Origin of the sequence: Henriciella sp. (assembly GCF_029937755.1) — a bacterium.
Taxonomy (GTDB): domain Bacteria; phylum Pseudomonadota; class Alphaproteobacteria; order Caulobacterales; family Hyphomonadaceae; genus Henriciella.
On sequence record NZ_JAPYPG010000004.1, the window covers coordinates 20,746 to 41,588 of the forward strand.

The window sequence follows — 20,843 nt, forward strand, 5'->3', positions numbered from 1 at the left end:
AAGTGTTGAGCTCATTCGGTCGGCTTAGTTTGTCTTTTTATCAGGCGCTCAAGTCCATTTTCGACCTTCGATGGCGTCAGGGCGTAGCGCCCGAACCGGTTTAGGTCGTCAAGTCCGGCAACTTTCGAGAATGCGATCACAAACTGAGCGAGTTGAGATCGCTTACGCATTGCGAGACCATTGGCAAGGTAGGCCGCGATCCGGGAATGTTTGATCTTCGGCGTTTCACCCGAGAGGCCGCGATGTAGGTCAAGATATGTCAGGGCGACGTGCTCAACGATCCAATGCGCAGTGGCGCTTTTACGCAGATAGGCCTTCACGAAGGGCAGGTCGTTTCGTGCGGCCAGTCGTGCCTTGTCGCGCAAGACGGGAATGAGCTCAGCCACCGCACGATGAACATCGCTCGCGCTGTAAGCCCAGATATCAAGACTCTCGTTCGGGATCGAAAAAGACCCGTCAGAGTCCAATATCATGAACTGGGTAAGCGCATCCGAAACCGAGGCCGACATCCCGATGCGGATGTCTTCGTCCGTTCTCTTGAGAGCCGCTTCAAGCTCTTTTCGGGTTTCCAAAATGGACGGTATATTTCGATCAAGATTTAGATATGCGTGCGCCTTATGCGCAACCCAGAGCAGATCTTCGGCATAGCCTGCTTCGGTTCTGTCTTCGTGGATCACTTCGGGGCGGAAAGACTGAACGAGCGGCAGAAACGTATCAGCGTCGAAATCGACATATGTCTCGACAAGACGCTCGGCAGGATAATCTTCGGTATCGGTCAGAGCATCGGTAATGTCGGGTTGAGGCAAATCGTAGGTGCTTATCTTCATTCGTTCAATTTAGTCGGACAAGACGGTGGCGAAACTGAAAAGAAAGGGTGCCCTTTTCATGTGACCTGCTGCAACACCCACTCTTGAAGCCCTGCATGCAAGACTTTTGATGCCAAATCCGCACCGCTCCAGACCTCGGTCGCTTCAGGCAGGACATTGCCTCCCTTGAAACTATGACACGCGAAGATCGCGCGCCGCGTCGGCCCCCTGTCGGGGATGGTGTCGAGGAATTGTTTCAGAGCCAACGCGTCCGCTTTGCTCTTGACCTGGAAGAAGCCACACACGCCAAGCGCCGGCAAGTCGGCGACGAAATCAACATCGGCCTGCGCGCCGCCCAGCGCCGAACGCCGGACCCAGCCGAGCCGCGCAGCCAAAAGATCGATCAGGATTTCGAAATCGGTTTCGTTCAGCTCTCGGATGAGTTGGTCGAGCTCGTTGACGAGTTCAATTTCGAGAGCACGGAAACGTTCCAGGCGCGGGTCTGTCTCACCATTGATCTTGCGAATGAGATAGTCACGCGCTGAGACGGAACATACAGTACGCCTATAGGCACGCGTTTGTAGCAGCGCGGTAGACAAGTCGGTGAGGTAGAGCGGGTTGCCAGCGACATTAGTAGAGCGCCAACCGCCAATAACAGCCCGCGCGAAGCCGGTTTCACTTTCCGGTGGACCCGGACGATGAACGTCGTCGTCAGCAAAGCCCCACCAAAGCCGTCCGTGGAAAAAAGTGATCCAGAGCGCATCCGGATCGGGATCGCAGAACTCCCGCAATTCACGGGTCGAATCTGACGCCGATGCTTTTGACGCGCCTTTGGCCAGCCAGTGGTTATGGACGCTTTCCCAGTTACTGCTGGTGACGACGTCAAACGGGATGTCCGGGTCCCCGAAATAAAGCTTATCTTCTTCGATGGCGCGTCCCGCCCAAGCGTTACCGGGGCCAAGCTTTATAAACCGCGCTTTCGTGGGCGCGATCGGCTGAATACTATTAGTCTCATCCATTCGTTCGACGAGCCATGCAAATCCCGCACAGTCAACGCAAAAATGAGACTTATCGGCTGTAGAACGATCGTCGTCAGGCGGCTCCATTCTCATGGATGGATATCCGCGTGCGAGTCGGAAAAAATCTACGGCGCCTTCGTCGAGCCCAGGGCTGGTCGCAAGAAGAGTTCGCCGACATCGCAGGATATCACCGAACCTATATTTCCGGCATCGAACGCGGCATCCGAAATCCGACGATTACTGTGATTGAAAACCTAGCTAAGTCGCTCAAGACCACCGCCTCAGAGCTTGTTGCAGAGCCCTAGGCGGCGCGAATTGTCCACTCGCTACGCTGGCGGCCGACTGCGCTTCACATTGCGTACGATCGCGCGCATCAGCGTCTCGACAGAACTATCCGGTCCAATCTGGTCCTGGAAAACATCAACGCCCATCACCGGAACCGTGGGTCGTAAATTCATCTCGATCGTGAGCTCAATCTGCTGAATTTCACGACGCATCAAAGCGATGGGTGCGCAATCAAAAATCGCGTCTAACCGGCACCTACGCAGATCAGTCCAGTCACGATCGGCATAAGCCTCCAGAACGCGCCGAACCAGAGCCTCGATCGCTTCATCATCGTCGATAGACACGCGCCATGGAATTGGCCGCCTGGACGTCGTAATCAGCGGCTCGAGCAGAGTTTCGGATGTATTCGACACGGCGGGCCTCCGTTGGCTTTGACGACAGTGCGCCCTTCCCGAGGAGCCGGCTTGTTCAAACGATCAGTAAGGACATCCCCACGGCAAAAGTATACCGCTTTGCGGGAAATTCCTCAACCTGTGAGGCAAATCCCTGTTTCTTTTTGAAAAAGCGACGGCTTGTCCGTCGCCGGCGTTATCGAGCTAACCGTAGTTCCGGTTGCCCCACAGGCTGTCAGGGCAGCGGAGCCCCCATACGCCTTTGGACTTCGACCGCGCTGAACGCTCCTCGCCCGCATACCGGCCTTTGCTGTAGCGTGGCCAGTCACGCCCCCAGCCCTCGCGAACCATATGGTCGCCAAGATCAACGCCGCCGACGGCGCAGGTCGCGATACTGCGATCATAGCGATCGGTCCCTGAGACGTCGCAGTGAACCGTCTGCCGGCCGATAAAATCCGACAGAGCAAGAGCGGCCTTCTGGTAGACATTGATGTTCCCGCAGCGCTTGCCGCGTTCTGGCGTATCATAGCCGCTGAGACGGATGCGCTCGCCATGGATTTCGATCGTGTCGCCATCGATCACGGACGCGACGCCGGCAATCGTGTTGCTGCGCTTCTCGGCCGAGGCGAGCTCAGAGCAAGCTGAGCAAGCCAGGCCGATGACGGTCGAGAGGGCGGCGGCTTTGACGAAGTTCATCATCGGACGTCTCACATGAGTTGGAGGCAACTAAAATGAGTTTCCAGGTGCGGCCTTAATCTCTGGTTACGAGCATGCCGCAAAACCGATCGAGTGGCGCGCTCTCATCCAAGCGGGCCCAGCCAGTTTGGATTCGAACGCCGATTGCATAATCCGTTTTATGAGTGCCCAGCTCAGCAACAAAGAATCCAAATTTTCCGAGCATTGGGCTGCGGATGTCGACCGCAGCCCTTTTCGCGCTCTACCCTACCGATCTGACGGTTCGTCAACCGATAAACTAAGGAGAATCTCCGGCTCAACGACATCCGATTCCGCTCGAAGATATGCGGTTCCTGGGCGTGTATCGAGCACGATCCACGCCGGCGCCCCCTCATGTACCAACCAGTATCGGCACGCTTCCTGATGTAGGTTCATGATCGCCTCGAGAATTGAGTGACTGAATCCATCGCCGCCTAGACGTTTGATCCTGCGATGAGGATCGGATTCATCGCGCTCCACCCAGGTGATTTGATATGTTTTCATTGTGCTTGGTCCTTTCAGAGCATGCCGAAGGGATGCCTGGTGCCAGGCGTGCACAAAAAGGGCTTCTCCCGTATCCTGACCGCCAGCAGCCCCGTCGGCGGTTAGAGAAAAAAACCGACGCATTCAGCTGTCGGCTCCCGCTCAGGTGGAGGGCTTTTCCTCTGAGGCGTCTACGGACGTGGTTGAGAATTGCACAAATTTTTCGCCCCTCAGGCGAATTCGATCGACACCTAAGAGGTATGCCAAGCACTGAGCTGACAAATGAGCCGCCCGGAGCTAGAGAGTGAAATGCCTTTCGATTTCGGTAGCCCGCACAGACCTGAGCCGGACAAGCCTGTGCGGCCGGACTTCCTTATTGATGGGTGGATGGGCTTTCTGGGACGCCTGCTTTTCGTCGTGGCCTTCCTAGGATTGCTTACCCTGGTGTTTCTGACCGCAACAGGACTTATTCCGGGCTGAAGCAATTATGCACGAGCCTTCGCAGAACGCTGGTTTTAGGCGTTGACGCGAGACGGCTCCAGCCGTATCACCCCGCCTTCCGAAACCGGATTGCCCAGGTGGCGGAATTGGTAGACGCGCACGGTTCAGGTCCGTGTGTCGCAAGACGTGGAGGTTCGAGTCCTCTCCTGGGCACCAGAATTTTCAAAAATTACTATAAAAACAGCAGCTTATGTGCCCCCGTGAGGGGCAGGCCACCCCTTGGCCCACCTTTTATATGCGAAATTATGTTCCGCTATGTGCATGGGTGACTCATCTGACGTGCGCGGTTACTCTCAACCTGCCTGGGTATTGTCGTAACCTAGGGCATCGCGATGCTCTTCATTCTTGGAGACATCGTGATGAGGATACTTTCAAAGCGCCAGGTGAGGGAGCTGGTTTTGTATTCACCGCAGCACATCGCCAGACTGGAGAAGGCAGGTAAATTCCCCAAGCGGGTACAGCTCGGCCCGAACAGGGTGGGATGGGTTGAGGATGAAGTGCTGGACTGGCTTCAGCAGCGACTGGAGAGCCGCGAAGCGCCTACCCGACACTCCTAGATGGGAGTATGTGAGCGGCCGGGTCTGCAGAACCCGGTCGCTCCAATTCCAAGATCAATCAACGCCGTCGATAAATGTTTCCACGAAGTCCTTGATCTTTGCGATCACACGGGAAGCGACTGTGCTGCGCTCGCGAAGTTTCGGCCGATGGTGCATGATCTTGATCACGTCATCACGGATCGGCGTGGTCTCGGTAAACAGATACTGACCGATCACTCGCTCAAGGCCTTCGCGATCAAGATCCTCTTCGGCGCTAAGGGTTTCGATCGCTTTCTGCTTCTCTTCGCTCCAGTAGGCCTCAAAGGCATCGCCCACATCGTCACCTTTAGGGATGTCAGGGAAGTGCTTCGAAATGAACTTCTCGATCAGCTCCTTCTTGCTGCGGAGCTGAGCTTCGGAATCGAGAATATCCATGATCGATTTGCGTTTCTTGGCCTGCTCGGACGGCTTGGCGTCCTTCATGCTCTGCAGCAAAGCCACGATATAGCTCACATTGATCTTATCGCGGCTGATCAGTTCGACTTCAAAATCGATGTCGTCGAGAATGGAGACTTTTTCCTTCTCTTTCTCGCTACGCACCTTGTCGTAGAGATCGAGATACTTGCTCCGGTAATCTGCAAAGGTCTGCTCATCGATCGGCAGATCGTCGAAGTCGAACTGCGTGAAGCAATCAAGAACATTCTTGATCCGAATGACCTCTCTGAAGGCCTGGGCAAAGCGCGCTTCGTCTTCTTCCGTCAGGAGGTCATCCACGCTTTCGACCGTGGGTGTCAGGGCCAATAGGTTGCTGACAGCGTCCTCAAACTTCGAGACGTAGTCTTCATACGGCGCGAGGATGATCTCTTCTCGGGCTTCCTTGTTCGCAAACAGCTCGATGGCCTTGTCAGTGGCAAGCTTCAGGTTTCGGAAGCAAACAACATTCCCTTGCGACTTCTTGCTGCCCATCGTGCGATTGGTTCGGGAATAGGCTTGCAGCAATCCGTGATGCTGCAGGTTCTTGTCGACGTAGATTGTGTTCAGGGGCTTCGAGTCGAAGCCTGTCAGGAACATGTTCACCACAAGCAGAATATCGACCTCCCGCTTTTTGACCCGCTTCCCGATGTCTTTGTAGTAGCTGTAAAACTTGTCCGTTGAGTAATTCGTGCCGAACATCGAATTGTAATCGTCGATGTACTCGTCGAGCTTCTCCCGGCTGTGCTTGTTCACCGGCTTGGTGCCGTCTGGCATGATGTCTTCGTCCATGCCGTCCGCGTCAGCGTCCTCTTCGTTCGCCTGATACGAAAAGATGGTCGCGATCTTGAGGTTGTGCTCACCGGCAGCCTTCTTCGCCTTGAACAGCTCGTAATAGGCTATGAGCGTCTTCACATTCGAGACGCACATGATCGCGGTAAAATCGCGTGCATGGGTTTTGCGGTCATGATTGGCGATAATGTAGTCAGCGATCTTTTCGAGCCGCTCTGGGGCTTCCATGACCTCGCGTGTGTCGATCGCTTCGACCTCGATGTCCTCGACATGATCCTTGCGCTTCAGCGTGCGGATGTATTCGACTGAGAATTTCAGGACGTTTTCGTCGCGGATCGCATCCGTGATGACGTATTTGTGCAGACACTCTTCGAAAAGATCCTTGGTGGTGCGTTTGCCAAGAGCGTTCTTCGCAGCGTTGTCAGCGAAGATCGGTGTGCCCGTAAAGCCGAACATCTGGACGTCGTCGAAATACTGCGTGATCCGCCTGTGCGTCTCACCAAACTGGCTGCGATGGCACTCATCGAAGATGAACACCATGCGCTTGTCCTTGAGCGCGTCCATTTTGGGCAAGTGGCGAGGATTGCTGATCGCCGTGTTCAGCTTCTGCAGGGTTGTGACGATGAGCGGCGTGTCGTCCGCAAACTGCCGAACGAGCTGAGCCGTGTTGTTGGTCGCGTCGACGCTGCCTTCCTGGAAGGCATTGAATTCCTTAATCGTCTGGAAGTCGAGATCCTTGCGATCGACCACGAAAACCACTTTCTGTACGTGCGGGCTCTGGGTCAGAATCTGCGCGGTCTTGAAGGAAGTTAGGGTCTTGCCCGAGCCCGTGGTGTGCCAGATATAGCCGTTTTTCTTAGTGTTCGCGACGCGTTCCACGATCGCCTCAACGGCATAGAACTGGTAAGGGCGAAGCGCCATCAACAGCTGATCGCTTTCATTGAGCACGATGTATTTCGTGATCATTTTTGAGAGCTGGCACTTTTCGAGAAACACCTCCGCGAAAGCCGCGAGTGAACTGATCTTCTTGTTGTCGATATCCGTCCAGTAGAAGGTCTGCTTGAAGTCCCGCCGGTTCACGGGATTGTTTGCATAGTATTTCGTGTTCACGCCATTGGAGATCACGAACATCTGGATGAACTGAAAGAGCCCGTGGCCAGACGTGAATGAGTGCCGGTGATAGCGATTGGTCTGGTTGAAGGCCTCCTTCATTTCCAGGCCGCGCCGCTTCAGCTCAATCTGGACGAGCGGTAGACCATTCACGAGCAGAGTCACGTCGTAGCGATTGGTGTATTTTCCGATCATTGTGACCTGGTGCGTCACCTGATACTGGTTTTTGCACCACTGGATCTGATTGATCAGCTCAATGTAACCGGTCGTGCCGTCGTCACGGGTAAAATCAACCTTATCGCGGAGGATCTTGGCCTTCTCGAAGATGTTTCCCCGAGAGAGCTTATTCAGCACCTGTTTGAATTCGGCGTCCGACAGCGTTGTACTGTTGTGAGCTTCCAGTTGGCCTTTCAGATTGGCGACTAGCGCAGCTTCATCCGGGATCGATATTTTTTGCCAGCCTAGGGTTTGAAGTTGTTCCACCAAGGCATTTTCTAGCTGTTGTTCAGTTTGAGTGGTCATAAATCTATACAAACATGCTTTGAAGAAGGCCTTGTTTGAAGGTGACTGCGAAACTCAATTCGCTGTCCGCTAACTCCAGTCTTCTTTGAATTGCGTTTAGGAATTCAACAATCGCCAAGCGCTCAGGTTTGGAGGGAATTGACACTGGCAAACCAAAAAAGTCGTCGATTGCCATATTGAGCAATCCGTGATTTCGAGCTCCTTCTTGAGTAATACGAGCAAGCTCACGATTGAGTATCTGACTTTCAAACAACCATTCTAGAAAATTCGACATTTCGGAATTGGCCGCTGAGAAGCAAATATAAAGTGTAGACACCACACCGGATTCGTACTCATTGAGACGCTTTATTGCGCCGAGCGGATATCCTCTAGAATAGCTCTTGTTGTAGGCAAATTCACCACGCAGAAGTCTGTAGTAGCCCGACAAGTCCTTAGCCGAAACGGAATGATTAAAGTAATCCATTTGACTTACGAGACCGCTCTGTGCCGATATCGTAAGCACATTGTCGTCGCTGCAATCGTTTTTTCTACGAACACGACAAACCAGGTCAGAAAGCCTTTTCTTTTCCCAGGCTGGAAATTCTTTTCCTGACTGATCTTTCAGCCTCAGCTCTTGCCTGAACATGTTTTGCAAGCAGCTCTTCTTGTACAGCTCAATCAGCTCTCGCTGCCGTCGTGCTAGATTAATCTTATCGTCTATAACACGCAGAAAAGAAGAAATTTTTTCCTGCTCACCCCTGCTCGTTGTGGGGATTGAAAAGCGCTCTACGTCTGACAGATTCAAGCCCGGTTGAGCAGCGCCTTTTATGTATTTCCGGACTTCACGTGAACCAAGTGGCGACTTTAACGCCTGTTCTATGAAACCAGGCACAGCCTTGCTTTTATCGATTGAAATTCTTGCGGTAGTCTGTGTGATGTTGGCTCCGGCCAACCATTCAGGAACTACCGCGACTGTCCCGGTATTAGCACCAACGATGGTCATCAGCAGATCACCAGGCGCAAGTTTCGAGCGCTTGTAAGGCGCGTCCACTTCTTTTGTGACCATTTTTATTTGGTCGATAGGAGCCCATCCTGATGAGTAATCTCCCCCTCGAACCAACGGGATGCCGTCATCGACAAACTTGCCAGGTTGAACGATCCCGTACGTAATTTTTCGGTCTTGCTCGACAAGATCTTTCAAATGTGACTTCGACCACGGTTCCGAAAAGTTCGGAAACCGCAGAACGGGAGCATCAGGAGTTTTAGTAGTAGCTTTTGACATAAATTTAGAACGGACTAGAAATGCCGAGCTCCCTACAAAAAGCGCGGATTTTCTCGTCTGCTTCAGATATGTTGTGCTCTAGAGCTCTAAGCTCGTTAGTCACTTGATTGAGATCCACTAGATCGGGCTCTTCAAAAGTCTCAACGTATCTGGGAATATTCAGGTTAAAGTCGTTCGCCCTAATTTCTTCGAGTAACGCTGGATGTGCGTATTTTTCGATCGGGGAGCGGGCCGAATAAGCCGATATGATTCTCTCAACCTGTTTATCTGTCAGTACGTTCTGAGTGCCGACTTTTTCAAACTCAGCGCTCGCATCAATAAACAGTATATTATCATCATGAACCCGACACTTCTTAAGCACGAGTATGCAAGCGGGAATGCTGGTTCCGTAAAATAGATTTTGGGGAAGACCGATGACGGCATCTAAGTAGTTAAGATCGTCTACAATGTGCTGTCGGATTCTACCTTCTGCACCGCTTCTGAAGAGTGCACCGTGCGGCAAAACAATGGCTGCAGTTCCGTTGTCCGACAACTGGTAGATCATGTGCTGTACAAACGCAAAGTCGGCCTTCGAACTGGGCGCGAGAGAGCCGTACTGGGCAAAGCGATCATCCGTTTCGTTGAGCGGATTATCTTTACCTTTCCATTTTGCGGAGAATGGCGGATTGGCGACAACCGCTTCGAACCGCTCGTCTAGATGCTGTGGCTCTTCGAGCGTATCTTCCTGGCGAATATCGAAACGCGAGAAATGTACGTCGTGCAGGATCATGTTCATCCGCGCGAGATTGTAGGTGGTGCGATTGAGCTCCTGGCCGTAAAATGCGCCGACTTCAGCTTCCTTCGCGATCCGCAAAAGAAGGGAGCCAGAGCCACAGGCCGGATCATAGGCCGATTTGATCTTTTTCTTATCGAGTGTGACCAGTTTGGCGAGAATTCTGGACACTTGTTGAGGCGTGTAGAACTCGCCGGCCTTCTTGCCCGCGCCCGATGCAAACTGCGCGATCAGGTACTCATAGGCGTCGCCCAACACGTCAGCGTTCCCGCTTTCAAGCTTGAAGTCGATGACATCGAGGTGGGAGAGCACCTTCGCGATCAGCTTGTTGCGTGCCTCGACTGTGCGGCCGAGTTTTGTGCTGGAGAGGTCGAGGTCCTCAAAGAGCTTGTTGAAGTCGTCCTCGCTCTCTGTGCCCATAGTCGACTGTTCGATCGCATTGAGGATCGACTGCAGGTCTTCGAGGATGAAGTTGTCTTCGCCTTCCGTGTCGGCATTGCCGCGCTTAGCGACAGCCCGGAAAAGCTCATTCGGACGCAGGAAGTAGCCAAGCTTTTCGAGCGACTCTTCGCGGATCGCTTCGATGTCCTCTTCGTCAGTGAGCTTTGCATAGTCACTGATCTCTTCGGTCTCCAGGAGCCGGTTCGCGAAGATGAGCTGCTTTTCCGAGAGGTATTTGTAGAAGATGAAGCCAAGGATGTAGTCGCGGAATTCATCCGCATCCATCTTGCCTCTAAGTTCGTTCGCAATCTTCCAAAGCTGCTGTTCTAACCGCTTTTTTTCTTCTTCTGACATGGATTGATTCTAGCACGTTGGGTCGGATATTTCCGGTTGAAGCCTAAAGTGGGAGTAGCGGGATTCACGCGCCAGACAAGCTTCCGCAGCGGATGGGGAAGCGAGTCGGAATCTGTATCCCCATGGGTGGCGGGCCTCCTATCCCTGTCCATAAAGCAGCATTCTTTCTCACCAGACCTCATCAATTGGTGCTGCGCTGGTGTGACTTCACTTCTCTCCTGAGAAGTGAAAGCGCCTCCGACATGCCTCCTGGATCGGGAATCGGCTTGTCGGAGGCGCTTTCACAGTTTCTCCTTAAGGTGTAATAAAGAATGGGGAGGGGGATGAAATGAAACTTCTGTTTAGTCGTGAGCAAACAGCCCATGCCGTGGGCCGTGTGACGTTCAAGCTCTGGGGAAAGATCGAGCTGGACGAACAGGAACAGGCTTTGATGAAACGCTATCGTTTCGATGACTCGATCCTGATCGCGGAGGATCAACCAAACCTGATCAGGAATAGTGGTCTTCTTGGTGCCTTGGCGGGACTCGTAGCCCTGGTGCTCTTCAACGCCATGATGCCGATGGATTTAGCCTTCCTGCTGGCGATTGGCGCTTTCGGTGGCGTCGCGTACTGGTTCTATAATGAGAAGCGCGAAACGATCTATGTACGCGATCTGCTGCATGGTCGCCATTTCGCCTGCAAGACCGTGATCGCCCTCGCCAAGAAGGAAGCCTGGCTACAATCCGTCGTCGCGTTTCTGCGGCAGGTCATGGAGAGCGCCAAGCATTGGGATGGCCAGGAAATCATCGCCATTGAAGCGCTGCCAAAGGAAGAGGCTCGCCAGCTCATTCTCAAAGCCGGTTAAATGCCACTCCACACCGGAGCCCGCTTTCACAGCTTCCTGCACGGTCTGCTTCGGTCGAAGGACAGGGCCGAAACCTACAGCCTGTTTTGCGAAGTCGTCGAGCGCTATGAATCAAGCGGGCTCGATCAACCCGAGGCACGCCAAGCGTTCATCGATAGAGTCGATGTCAGTGTGCGAGAGGATCTGGGACTTCTAGCCGATAGCCCGATTGCTCGCGCTGTTGCCCGGTTCATCAACCGGCTGTTCGACTTTGAGCAGCTTTTCCTTGTTCCAGCGCTGGATTGGGAAGAGAAGCGGTCGACAACCGACTGGTGGATCATTCGAGATGATCTGCTGCGGCAAAAAATGCTGCTGCATGATGTGTCCGAGACGGAAGCTGTCCTGAATGAATTGCTGACGGACCTTCTGAAACCGCTCGCGAAGGGCGCGGCGGCCGATCAGACATCAGACGCCGGAACCTCAGATATCGAACTCAAATGCCAGCCGCTTGAGAGCACATCGAGCGTGGCGGTTGCCGTCGAGCAGATGCTCGTGGCTCTGCTGCCCGAAAACGAAAATGCCCAAGCGCTATTCCCGAGGCTGACCGGTCAGCTGGCTGCGAACCTGGAGCGCGCGTCGAGCAAGAACCCGCTCGAAGGCCAGACCTCGTCCCGTTCGGGTCACACGCTACCGACACGTTCACGCCTCTCAACCGCTTTGGAAATTGTCCGGGCCTATCTCGGCAGCACGCCTGCCGAAGATCTGTTCGCTATGGAGGCCACCCTCCGAATTCCCGAATGGGTGCGCTTCGAGCACATGCACATGCTGGGCGGCACCGGCCACGGCAAAAGCCAAGCGCTGCAGTATCTGATCGGTCAGGATCTTGAGGCTGTCGCAGCGGGCAAGCGATCTGTTGTGGTGCTCGATAGCCAGGGCGACCTTATTCAGAATATTGCGGGTCTGCAGGTCTTCGGGCCGGGCGGCGAGCTTGAAGACCGGCTGGTCCTGATCGACCCAAGCGATGTTGAATGGCCGGTCGCCCTCAACCTCTTCGATGTCGGCCAGGAGCGTCTAAACAGCTATGAGGCGCTCGAACGCGAACGGCTCACCAACTCGATCCTCGAACTCTATGAGTTCGTCCTTGGATCGCTGCTGTCTGCAGAAATGACGCAAAAGCAGAATGTCATTTTCCGCTATGTCACGCGCCTCATGCTGCATATCCCCGATGCGACGATCCACACGCTGCGTGATCTGATGGAGCCCGGCAGTGAGACGAAATTTGCGACTTATATCGCCAAGCTCCCGCAAACCGCCCGCCGCTTCTTCGAAACGGAATTTTCGTCTCGTGAGTTCGAACAGACGAAAAAGCAGGTTATGCGGCGTTTGTGGGGGATACTGGAAAACCAGACCTTCGAGCGGATGTTCTCGCACCCGAAATCGAAGCTCGACCTCTTTGCGGAAATGAACGCCGGCAAGGTCATCCTGATCAATACGGCGAAGGATCTGCTCAAGGAACAGGGAACCGAGATATTCGGGCGCTTCTTCATCGCGATGATCGCGCAAGCCGCGCAGGAGCGCGCCACGCTCGCTGCCAGGAAAAGAACCCCGACTTTTGTCTACATCGACGAGGCGGCGGACTATTTCGATCGCAATATGGCGATCATTCTGGCGCAGGCCCGCAAATACAAGGTGGGGATGATCCTCGCGCACCAATATCTCGGCCAGCTCGATCATCGTTTGCAGGAAGCTTTTGGCGCCAATACGTCGATCAAGTTTGCAGGCGGTGTGTCATCTAAGGATGCGCGGGCGCTCGCGCCGATGCTTCAGTGCAGCGCGGAACAGATTGAAAGCCAGCCAAAGGGCAGCTTCGCCGCCTCTGTTCGCGGCGTGACGGCTGCCCCTGTCGCCGCCCACATCCCTTTCGGGTTTCTTGAAGCGAAGGCGCAGATGTCGGCCGCTGATCGCGCCGGGCTGCGTGACCGAATGCGGTCACGCTATGCTGTCCACTATTCGGACCTCGATGAAACCGAACAGGCGCGTGAACCGGATTCGGGTGACGAAACCGATCATGACGCTGGCGATGATGACCCATCCGGATCGGTCGATCTGACGCCAGGATCAAACTGGTGAGGGAAAGGCGAGAGGCTAGCGGTCGCCGCGACCGGCGCAAGCCGGTCTCGACCGGCAAGCGGATTAGGCTGACAGACCGCGACCGACGCTGGCTGCGCCTGCTCGCCGATCACGGGCCACTGCCGACATCGTTTCTGCTCGAATTTGCCAAAGGCCTGGGCGTGAGCGAGAAGCGGGCGCGTGAGCGCCTGACGGACCTTTTCAATGAAGAAGAGACGGCCCATGGCGGGGCCTATCTCACGCGGCCGCCGCAGCAATTCCATACGCTCGACAGCCGCTACAATCAGCTGGTCTATGATCTGAGTGAAGCAGGCAAGGCAGCGCTCAAGGAGACCGATGATCTGCCGCCGTCTCCGTCTTTGTCCGGGCCGTGGCTACATCGCTTCATGACCAGCGCCATTACCGCTTCAATCCGACTGGCTGCCGAGCGCCGGGCTGATCTTACCTACATCCCTGAGCAAGCTATTCTGCGACGCGCGAATGCCACGATCGATGTCTCGCTTGAATGGCCTGAGGCGAACGGGCGTGCTTTGCAAAAGGTCACTCTCCGCCCAGACGCGATCTTCGGGCTCGAATACCATACAAAAAAAGGAAGCCGGTTTCGCTTTTTTGCCCTTGAAGCCGATCGCGCCACGGAACCGCTTACCTCGTCCAACTTCAATCGCAAAAGCGCGGTGAAGCAATTTGGGTTGTACCGCGCCTATATCGAGACTGGCGTTTACAGACAGCATTTGCGGCTGACGTCGCCAATGATCGTGCTCAATGTGTCGAGCGACCCGAAACGAACAGACAGACTGCTCGCCCTGGCCGAAGCAAAGCTCGGAGGCGTAAACTATCAGCTTTTCCAATCGTGGGAGGCGTTTGCGCCGCCCTTCCGGCCACCGGAGCCCAATCTCGATCTGCTGGAAGGAAACTGGCAGAGGGCTGGGTTTAGTTCTCTCCATCTCGATCATCCGTAGGCTTGTCCATGCCAGCGGCCAATCGGAGGGCTGGACTTTCGAGGATGAGGTGAGCCAGCGTGAGTGCATCAAACAGGATCATGGCGCGATCCTCTGATTCATAGAACCTTGGCTTCCGGGGGAGCCGATAGGCAATGTCAGGATAGATCTGCGCCAGGTGCGATGCCTGCTCGAACCGCGTTCGTCCCTCTCTGTCCATCGCCACGGACACGTCATGAACGCAGTGATGGGAGGCAACGAGCGCAAAGGTTTTCGTGATCTCTATTGCACGTTTGCCTTTTCGCGTCTCGGCTGGAAGCCGTTCCGTCACCACGACGTCCGGCTTCATCATCTTGATCCAGTTTTGAAAAACTTCGGACGCATCGTTCGGGCTCTTGAAGCCTTTGCGAGACAGGTCGAATTGCACGAGTTCGTGGCCGACGAAGAACACGTATCCGATCCTGCCCGTCGCGGCGCTCACTGCCAGAAGCCTAAGCCCCGTCATGAGCGTTCTGCTTATCCTTTAGCAGGCGGCGCAGACGCTCCAGAGTGCGGTGACGATTAGTGGTTGCCGCGTTGATACGCTTGAGCTGTGGCAAGCTGTTGAGGCGCGGGCCAAGCGCTTCAGACAGGACGGTCAGCTCTTCGGCAAAATAGCTGTCGAAACGACGGTTCAGAATGATGGCTAAGGCGCACAGTTCATGCGCCGAGGGTGCCTTTTCACCCGTCTCCAGTTCGGAAATTCGCGACTGTTGTATTCCGAGGAGATGAGCGCAATCGGCTTGGGTGAGTCCGGCTCTGCGTCGTGCCAGGCGCAGGTCGAACGCAAATTGCGTGGTCATATTTTGTGATTATTGGCTAATACGTTGAGAGTGTAGTCGGGCAACGAAAATGTCTCTAGACGGCCCCATATGGCGATTGACCATATCTGTTGTCGCGACATCAAAAAACCACCTGAGCGATATCCGCCAGCGCCGGAAGGGTGGAACCCTTCCGAGGTGTCGCATACCGCCCTGGTGGTGGTGTCAGAGTGGATGTCTCTATGGTGTCTTGAAGATCAGGATATCGAACAGTGAGATCAGGAGGCAAGACGTCCCGGTATGCCGGCCAATGCATGGAGACGCTTGAGCCCTAGATTTTAACGCGCTGCGCCCGATCGATGTCTTGACGGCGTCGTGACCGCATGGCGTGCTTTCTGAATCAAGCGGCCCTTCGTCTGAAGGGCCGCTTGCTCAATACTCATCCGCCAACATGATCGTCAGCGCCCGATGCGTTACCTCTGGGTCGGCCGGATCAGGTGATCCGGTCGTGATTGATCGATCATAATAATCAATCTTGAAGAAGACCCGCTGGCCCTCGACATCGAGTGCGCCGAAATCGTGCTCATTCCACGGATCATTGTCCGCATCGAAAGCTTCGAAGTCGCGCACTGCGATGAGGATCTTTATGACACTCAGTTCGCCAAGCGCTTGTATGCCACTGGTAAGCGCAATTGAGCCGCGGCCTTCGCCGTGAACCCGAAATTGGTCATTGAGCGCGCGTATGCGGGCGGTGTGATTTTGATCGGTTGTAGACATCCTGACTCCTCTTCGCCGGGTGCCGCCGAAACCGTTTCAGCAGCACCCTGCGAAGGTGGAGAAGCAGGGAAGGAACAGATCCACCTTAAGAATAAAATGCCTGAAAGAGCCGCCAATACGGCCCGATATCGGTATTTCGGATATTGGCGATAGCGGGCCGTCTGGCGAAAATTCCCTGCGCATAGGAGAGTAAGCTCACCTATGAAGCCAGAGAGTTTCTCAAGTCTGGGTGTAGCGCATCGGCGCTATAGCGATCTGCCGTTCGGAATTCGCCAAGCCGATCGTCTTTTCCATACCTACGTGATCGGACAGACGGGAACCGGGAAATCCACACTGCTCGCCAATCTCGCTTTGCAGGATGCCAAGGCAGGCCGGGGCTTCTGCCTGATCGAGCCCCATGGCGATTTGGCGAGTGATCTTTCAAATCGCACCGGCTTCGATCAAATCTACTGGGACGTGGCCGACGCGACATCACCGTTCGGATACAATCCGCTCGCGCGCGTCTCTGAGCCTCTTCGCCCCCTCGTCGCTTCCGGCCTGATCGAGACGCTGAAGCGGCAATGGGCTGACGCCTGGGGTGCTCGGATGGAGCATCTCCTGCGCTACGCGCTTCTGGCCTTGCTTGCGATGCCGAAAGCCGATCTACGCGATGTCCTGCAGCTCTTCATCGACAAAAGCTTCCGCAATCAGGTGATCACCCGCGTCGAAGACCCGCAAGTCTTGCAATTCTGGAAGCAGGAGTTTCCGGCTATGAACTACAAGACGGCGATCGACGGGGTCGCGCCGATCGCAAACAAGCTTGGAGCCTTTCTGGCCCATCCGGTCGTGCGGCAGGCTCTGTGCGAGCCAGAGACACCGTTACGCTTCCGCCGGCTCATGGACGATCAGAGTCAGGTCATCATCAACCTTTCCAAGGGCCGTCTCGGCGCAGATACCGCAAATGTCGTGGGCGGTTTGGTCGTCTCCAGTCTCCTGCATGCCGCATTCTCACGGTACGATCAGCCCGCTGAATCCAGAACGCCATTCTTCCTTTATATCGACGAGTTTCACGCCTTCTCGACATCGGCTTTGACCAGCATGCTCGCGGAGGTCCGAAAATATGGATTGGGTCTGGTATTGGCCCATCAGCATATTGGCCAGGTGGATGATGAGCTGTTTGAAGCGATTGTCGGAAACGTAGGGACGCAGATTATCTTCCGGGTCGGGGCGAGGGATGCGAGCCTTCTGGTGCGTCAATTCGAAGATCTTGAAGCGCGGGATCTAATGAACCTCCCGAACCACGAGGTCTACATGAAGCTCATGGTAGATGGTGTTCGGTCCAAAGGCTTCAGCGCCACGATGAGTCCGCCGTTGCGATAGACGGCGATGTCGGGCCGTCTAGCTTGGAATTACGCTTCGCCTAAAATGATCACATGACCGATGAGCAACTAGAAAAATACTTCGAAATCTGCCGTCGCGTATATGAGCAGAAGCTCCAGGACGGGACATGGCCGTGGGCAACAGATTCGCCAAAATCTGGAGATTTGGTAGAGTCGGAAGATACCACTGACGGCGTATGAAAACCTGTTTCGGCTATGTCAGAGTGTCGACCGTCAAGCAGGGCGATGGCGTGTCGCTAGAGGCGCAGAAAGAAGCGATCCTGGGCTTTGCGAGTCGCAACAATATCACCGTGTCGCGATGGTTCGATGAAAAGGTGACGGCGGCCAAGCGGGGACGACCGGTTTTCAATCGAATGGTGTCAGAACTGAAGCGTCACAAAGCTGATGGCGTGATCTTTCACAAGATCGACAGGTCTGCTCGAAACTTTGCAGACTGGGCCAGAATTGGCGATCTGGCCGAGGCAGGGATCGATATTCATTTCGCGACCGAGAGCCTCGACTTCCGATCAAGAGGAGGCCGCCTGACGGCTGACATACAGGCCGTCATCGCGGCGGACTATATTCGCAATCTCCGAGAAGAAACGATCAAGGGAATCGAAGGACGCCTCAAACAAGGGCTTTATCCGTTCAAGGCGCCGATCGGATATCTCGACAATGGGCGCGGTCGCCCGAAAACCATCGATCCCGTAAAGGGGCATCTGGTTCGTCAGCTCTTCGAGCTTTATGCGAGTGGCCAGTATTCGCTCTACTCACTCACCGATGAAGCGGCTCGCATCGGGCTTCGCAATAATTGGGGAAGACCGCTCGCAAAGACCGGCATCGAGAAGATCCTGAGAAATCCCTTCTATGTCGGCTTGATGACCGTGCCTTCGAGCGGGCGAACCTATAAAGGCGTGCACGAGCCGCTCGTTTCCGTCTCTCTTTTTGATGACGTTACGGCCGTTCGTGAGGGGCGAGACAACAAGAAATCCACCAAACACAATCACGTCTTTCGGGGCCTGTTTCGCTGCGCGCTTTGCGATGGCGCAATGATCCCAGAGAGACAGAAGGGAAAGGTCTATTATCGCTGCCATGAGCGAAACTGCGCGACAAAGACGATCCGCGAAGACCGCCTGGAAGCTGAGCTAGTTCAGTCGCTTAAGCGCGTGAAGCTTAGCGAAACGGAGGCCGACAAACTCAAGGCGTTATTTCAGGATTGGCTGGATCGAAAACGAGTGGAGGACGACACCGACCGTGCCGAGTTCGAGTTGATGAAGATCCAGGAGCGTCTGTCCCGTTTAACGGACATGCTGATCGACGGCGTGATCGATGAGGAGGCGTTTCAGAAAAAGCGCGCAGCGATCATGTTGGATGAACAGCGTTGGCAGGAGATAGCAGCTCGCAAGGCCGATAATGACCGAAATATCGCCGTGCTCGATAAATTCCTCGAACGCGCAAAAAGCCTTGTTTCGCTTTATCAAATGGCTGATCCGGCCATGAAGCGCGAACTTGCGGTTTTTGCCACCTCGAACCGCGCGGTGTCGCCAGGAACCGTCGAGATAGAGCCCTCAATTGAGTTTGCTGGCGCGCGCAAAGCGCTCGAAACGCAAGATGTGACCTTTATAGACCCACTTCTCGAACTCAGGCCAATGAAAAGGCGCCTAACGAAAGCTGATGGCCAGCAAGAGGCGGCGTAGGAGATCTTTGCATTACAGTCCTCCCAGTCTGACATACTGCCGGGCTCTAGCTATGCAGACGTTATTCCTAATTGCGTAGCATTCGACATAGTGTTCACCGATGTATTTGCTATTTTCGGGATCATTTCGCGTTGAGTGATCGGTGATCTCACCACGGGGATCACGGCAATCATCATCGTTTTTCACCTTCCACTTATACAGCTGAGCCCCAGGAACATCTTCTCGATGTCTGAAGCTGATTTTTCGATCCACAGAGATCCGTCCAATGACGTCCAGTAAGAAGCCGCGAAAGCCACCGGTTCGAGGTAGAACTTCCGCTCTTATGCGAAGGTTCTCTTCAGTAAGGACTGGAATTCCGAGATCGAACAAAAACTTCTCAGACACGGGTCTCTCATACAGTTCGCCGCTAAATATACTCTCAATCGGAGTCGAAGGAGCAATTTCTTCAAGACTTTTGAGAACGTAGTCCTTCGCGTGAGAAATTTTCCGCCGTTCAGAGTGGGAAAGATCAGCGATGTATTGGTCGATGAATATGCTGGGATCGGCTCGATCAGGAATTCGAGGATCACGAACGTAATCTTCAATGGTGCGAAAAAATTCGAAGATGATGTCGAAAAGGGATAGTCCTCTGTTTGCTGAAAGGATTCTCGTTACGATCTGCTCTAGATGGAATGACTTTAATGGGAAATTATCGTCATTCAGTTTTTGGTTTTGTTTCCATCGTTTGACGATTTTTGCGGCTTTCCGAAAATCATCGTTATCGTCGTTCAATCTCTGAGCGGCGGATATGTATCCTCTCGGGTCTGAGCGGATCCAATAACTACTCGGATCGCCGAAATCATCTTTGTTGGCACCGCCGGGAATATAGCGACGCTCTCTACGGGGGTGCTTTGCTGTTTCGGGGACAACGTACATCGGATCGCCGAACTCGTTTTGTCCAGTAGAGAAGGCTGGCACGACATCTATAGAAAACACATCTTCACCATCGTCAGTGAAGCTAATTGTTACCGAGTGTGCCTGGAGCGATATCGATATCGTGAAGTCAGTGGGGTTCTCAAAGTTGTCGGTTAGTAGATCTTTGAGATCGTCTAGCACCTCGAAGGGAGAAACGGCGCCTTGCCAGGCACCGATGATGTGCAGCACATCTAGGTCATGTACTGGTGTAATGGCAGTGAATCTCGGGAAGGAGCCGATCTGGAGACAGTTACCTTCACCCAGAGCCGCCTTAATTGATGCGTATAGATTTGTGACAAGGTCACGCTCATTTTGACGTGGAGTCAGATTCGATCGCGCATAATCTCTTAGAGCTGAATTGATCTCATCCTTTGTCATATTGGATCGTCATCATTGAAGTAAGGACGTCGTTCATTAGACGTCCTCGGAAGTTGCAGAGGGTGATATGCTTTCGTCTTTCCAGCTCATTCAGAAATTCGCCTGGGATAGCTCCGTCACGGTGAGGAGCATAAATTATTAAAGCGGCATGCTCGCTGCGATTGCGGACAATTTCGTCTATGTATCCCTGAGCGTCTCTCCAGTAGACAAGAACAACATTTGCCTTGCGGGCATTTTCGACGTCATTTTCTCCTGCGATCTCAATTCTCTTGCGATTGAACAAACGGGAATCGTTTATCAGCCTCTGGAGCTCGGAAGCCATGTCATTATCAGCAAAAATAATGATCCGTTTTTGCCACAAACTGTATCCGAGCCGAATCAATACGGGTATCAGGCCTCGAATTGTTGCGTATATCGCATAAAAGATAACAACTAGGGAAACGATCGTGACCGCCGTGCTCACAATCGTCCAAGTCGTTTCAAGATGTTGCATAGCGGTATTTTAACATCCCAATAGCCTTGTCGCCGA

General features: G+C 54.0%; 20 protein-coding genes and 1 tRNA gene. 9 read left to right on the top strand and 12 right to left on the bottom strand.

What is annotated here, in order from left to right; translation table 11 throughout:
* Positions 1-11: 11 nt before the first annotated feature.
* Both Q1K29_RS09905 and Q1K29_RS09910 read right to left on the bottom strand, forming a co-directional pair.
* Positions 12-827 (bottom strand): hypothetical protein, encoded by an 816-nt coding sequence (locus Q1K29_RS09905; RefSeq protein ID WP_300394122.1) that lies wholly within the window; start codon positions 825-827, stop codon positions 12-14.
* A gap of 56 nt (positions 828-883) precedes the next feature.
* Complete coding sequence (locus tag Q1K29_RS09910) at positions 884-1,918, bottom strand: hypothetical protein (protein ID WP_300394124.1); 1,035 nt, start codon at positions 1,916-1,918, stop codon at positions 884-886.
* A gap of 2 nt (positions 1,919-1,920) precedes the next feature.
* Here Q1K29_RS09910 and Q1K29_RS09915 point away from each other — a divergent pair, with 2 nt between their 5' ends.
* A complete protein-coding gene (locus tag Q1K29_RS09915; RefSeq protein ID WP_300394126.1) occupies positions 1,921-2,130 on the top strand; it encodes a helix-turn-helix transcriptional regulator in 210 nt (69 codons plus the stop codon).
* A gap of 21 nt (positions 2,131-2,151) precedes the next feature.
* Here Q1K29_RS09915 and Q1K29_RS09920 read toward each other — a convergent pair whose 3' ends face one another.
* Positions 2,152-2,523 carry a hypothetical protein gene (locus Q1K29_RS09920; protein ID WP_300394129.1) on the bottom strand — a complete coding sequence of 124 codons (372 nt, stop codon included), beginning with the start codon at positions 2,521-2,523 and terminating at the stop codon, positions 2,152-2,154.
* Between the two features lie 183 nt (positions 2,524-2,706).
* Complete coding sequence (locus Q1K29_RS09925; RefSeq protein ID WP_300394132.1) at positions 2,707-3,201, bottom strand: thermonuclease family protein; 495 nt, start codon at positions 3,199-3,201, stop codon at positions 2,707-2,709.
* 780 nt (positions 3,202-3,981) lie between these two features.
* Between Q1K29_RS09925 and Q1K29_RS09930 the strand changes: the two genes are divergently transcribed.
* The 3 genes from Q1K29_RS09930 (at position 3,982) to Q1K29_RS09940 (ending at position 4,757) form a co-directional block, all read left to right on the top strand.
* Positions 3,982-4,179: a hypothetical protein gene (locus Q1K29_RS09930; protein WP_300394135.1), complete on the top strand. Its 198-nt coding sequence runs from the start codon at positions 3,982-3,984 to the stop codon at positions 4,177-4,179.
* A 92-nt stretch (positions 4,180-4,271) separates the two neighbouring features.
* A tRNA-Leu gene (locus Q1K29_RS09935) sits at positions 4,272-4,356 on the top strand.
* Between the two features lie 203 nt (positions 4,357-4,559).
* Positions 4,560-4,757, top strand: coding sequence for an AlpA family phage regulatory protein (locus Q1K29_RS09940; RefSeq protein ID WP_366524201.1), 198 nt, complete (start codon positions 4,560-4,562; stop codon positions 4,755-4,757).
* Positions 4,758-4,811: 54 nt separating this feature from the next.
* On the opposite strand, the gene Q1K29_RS09945 is transcribed toward Q1K29_RS09940, so the two are convergent.
* The 3 genes from Q1K29_RS09945 to Q1K29_RS09955 are packed head-to-tail and all read right to left on the bottom strand — an operon-like array spanning position 4,812 to position 10,459.
* A complete protein-coding gene (locus tag Q1K29_RS09945; RefSeq protein ID WP_300394139.1) occupies positions 4,812-7,631 on the bottom strand; it encodes a type I restriction endonuclease subunit R in 2,820 nt (939 codons plus the stop codon).
* A 4-nt stretch (positions 7,632-7,635) separates the two neighbouring features.
* A complete protein-coding gene (locus tag Q1K29_RS09950; RefSeq protein ID WP_300394141.1) occupies positions 7,636-8,892 on the bottom strand; it encodes a restriction endonuclease subunit S in 1,257 nt (418 codons plus the stop codon).
* A gap of 4 nt (positions 8,893-8,896) precedes the next feature.
* Positions 8,897-10,459, bottom strand: coding sequence for a type I restriction-modification system subunit M (locus Q1K29_RS09955; RefSeq protein ID WP_300394144.1), 1,563 nt, complete (start codon positions 10,457-10,459; stop codon positions 8,897-8,899).
* Positions 10,460-10,787: 328 nt separating this feature from the next.
* Between Q1K29_RS09955 and Q1K29_RS09960 the strand changes: the two genes are divergently transcribed.
* The 3 genes from Q1K29_RS09960 to Q1K29_RS09970 are packed head-to-tail and all read left to right on the top strand — an operon-like array spanning position 10,788 to position 14,371.
* A complete protein-coding gene (locus Q1K29_RS09960; RefSeq protein ID WP_300394146.1) occupies positions 10,788-11,303 on the top strand; it encodes a hypothetical protein in 516 nt (171 codons plus the stop codon).
* Complete coding sequence (locus Q1K29_RS09965; RefSeq protein WP_300394148.1) at positions 11,304-13,412, top strand: type IV secretion system DNA-binding domain-containing protein; 2,109 nt, start codon at positions 11,304-11,306, stop codon at positions 13,410-13,412.
* On the top strand, positions 13,409-14,371 hold the full coding sequence (locus Q1K29_RS09970; protein WP_300394151.1) for a replication-relaxation family protein: 963 nt from the start codon (positions 13,409-13,411) through the stop codon (positions 14,369-14,371). The genes Q1K29_RS09965 and Q1K29_RS09970 overlap by 4 nt, the downstream gene beginning before the upstream one ends.
* Here Q1K29_RS09970 and Q1K29_RS09975 read toward each other — a convergent pair.
* The 3 genes from Q1K29_RS09975 to Q1K29_RS09985 form a co-directional block, all read right to left on the bottom strand.
* Positions 14,343-14,855 carry a hypothetical protein gene (locus Q1K29_RS09975; protein WP_300394154.1) on the bottom strand — a complete coding sequence of 171 codons (513 nt, stop codon included), beginning with the start codon at positions 14,853-14,855 and terminating at the stop codon, positions 14,343-14,345. The genes Q1K29_RS09970 and Q1K29_RS09975 overlap by 29 nt on opposite strands.
* The gene (locus Q1K29_RS09980) at positions 14,842-15,192 is read right to left on the bottom strand and encodes a helix-turn-helix transcriptional regulator (RefSeq protein ID WP_300394157.1); all 351 of its coding nucleotides are present in this window, start codon (positions 15,190-15,192) and stop codon (positions 14,842-14,844) included. The genes Q1K29_RS09975 and Q1K29_RS09980 overlap by 14 nt, the downstream gene beginning before the upstream one ends.
* A gap of 390 nt (positions 15,193-15,582) precedes the next feature.
* Complete coding sequence (locus Q1K29_RS09985; RefSeq protein ID WP_300394160.1) at positions 15,583-15,927, bottom strand: DUF3768 domain-containing protein; 345 nt, start codon at positions 15,925-15,927, stop codon at positions 15,583-15,585.
* 201 nt (positions 15,928-16,128) lie between these two features.
* Between Q1K29_RS09985 and Q1K29_RS09990 the strand changes: the two genes are divergently transcribed.
* Both Q1K29_RS09990 and Q1K29_RS09995 read left to right on the top strand, forming a co-directional pair.
* Positions 16,129-17,286 carry a type IV secretion system DNA-binding domain-containing protein gene (locus Q1K29_RS09990; RefSeq protein WP_300394163.1) on the top strand — a complete coding sequence of 386 codons (1,158 nt, stop codon included), beginning with the start codon at positions 16,129-16,131 and terminating at the stop codon, positions 17,284-17,286.
* A 196-nt stretch (positions 17,287-17,482) separates the two neighbouring features.
* Positions 17,483-18,982 carry a recombinase family protein gene (locus Q1K29_RS09995; protein WP_300394166.1) on the top strand — a complete coding sequence of 500 codons (1,500 nt, stop codon included), beginning with the start codon at positions 17,483-17,485 and terminating at the stop codon, positions 18,980-18,982.
* Between the two features lie 12 nt (positions 18,983-18,994).
* On the opposite strand, the gene Q1K29_RS10000 is transcribed toward Q1K29_RS09995, so the two are convergent.
* Positions 18,995-20,314, bottom strand: coding sequence for a hypothetical protein (locus Q1K29_RS10000; protein ID WP_300394169.1), 1,320 nt, complete (start codon positions 20,312-20,314; stop codon positions 18,995-18,997).
* Positions 20,301-20,807 carry a hypothetical protein gene (locus tag Q1K29_RS10005; RefSeq protein ID WP_300394172.1) on the bottom strand — a complete coding sequence of 169 codons (507 nt, stop codon included), beginning with the start codon at positions 20,805-20,807 and terminating at the stop codon, positions 20,301-20,303. Before Q1K29_RS10005 ends, Q1K29_RS10000 begins: the two co-directional genes overlap by 14 nt.
* Positions 20,808-20,843 lie beyond the last annotated feature (36 nt).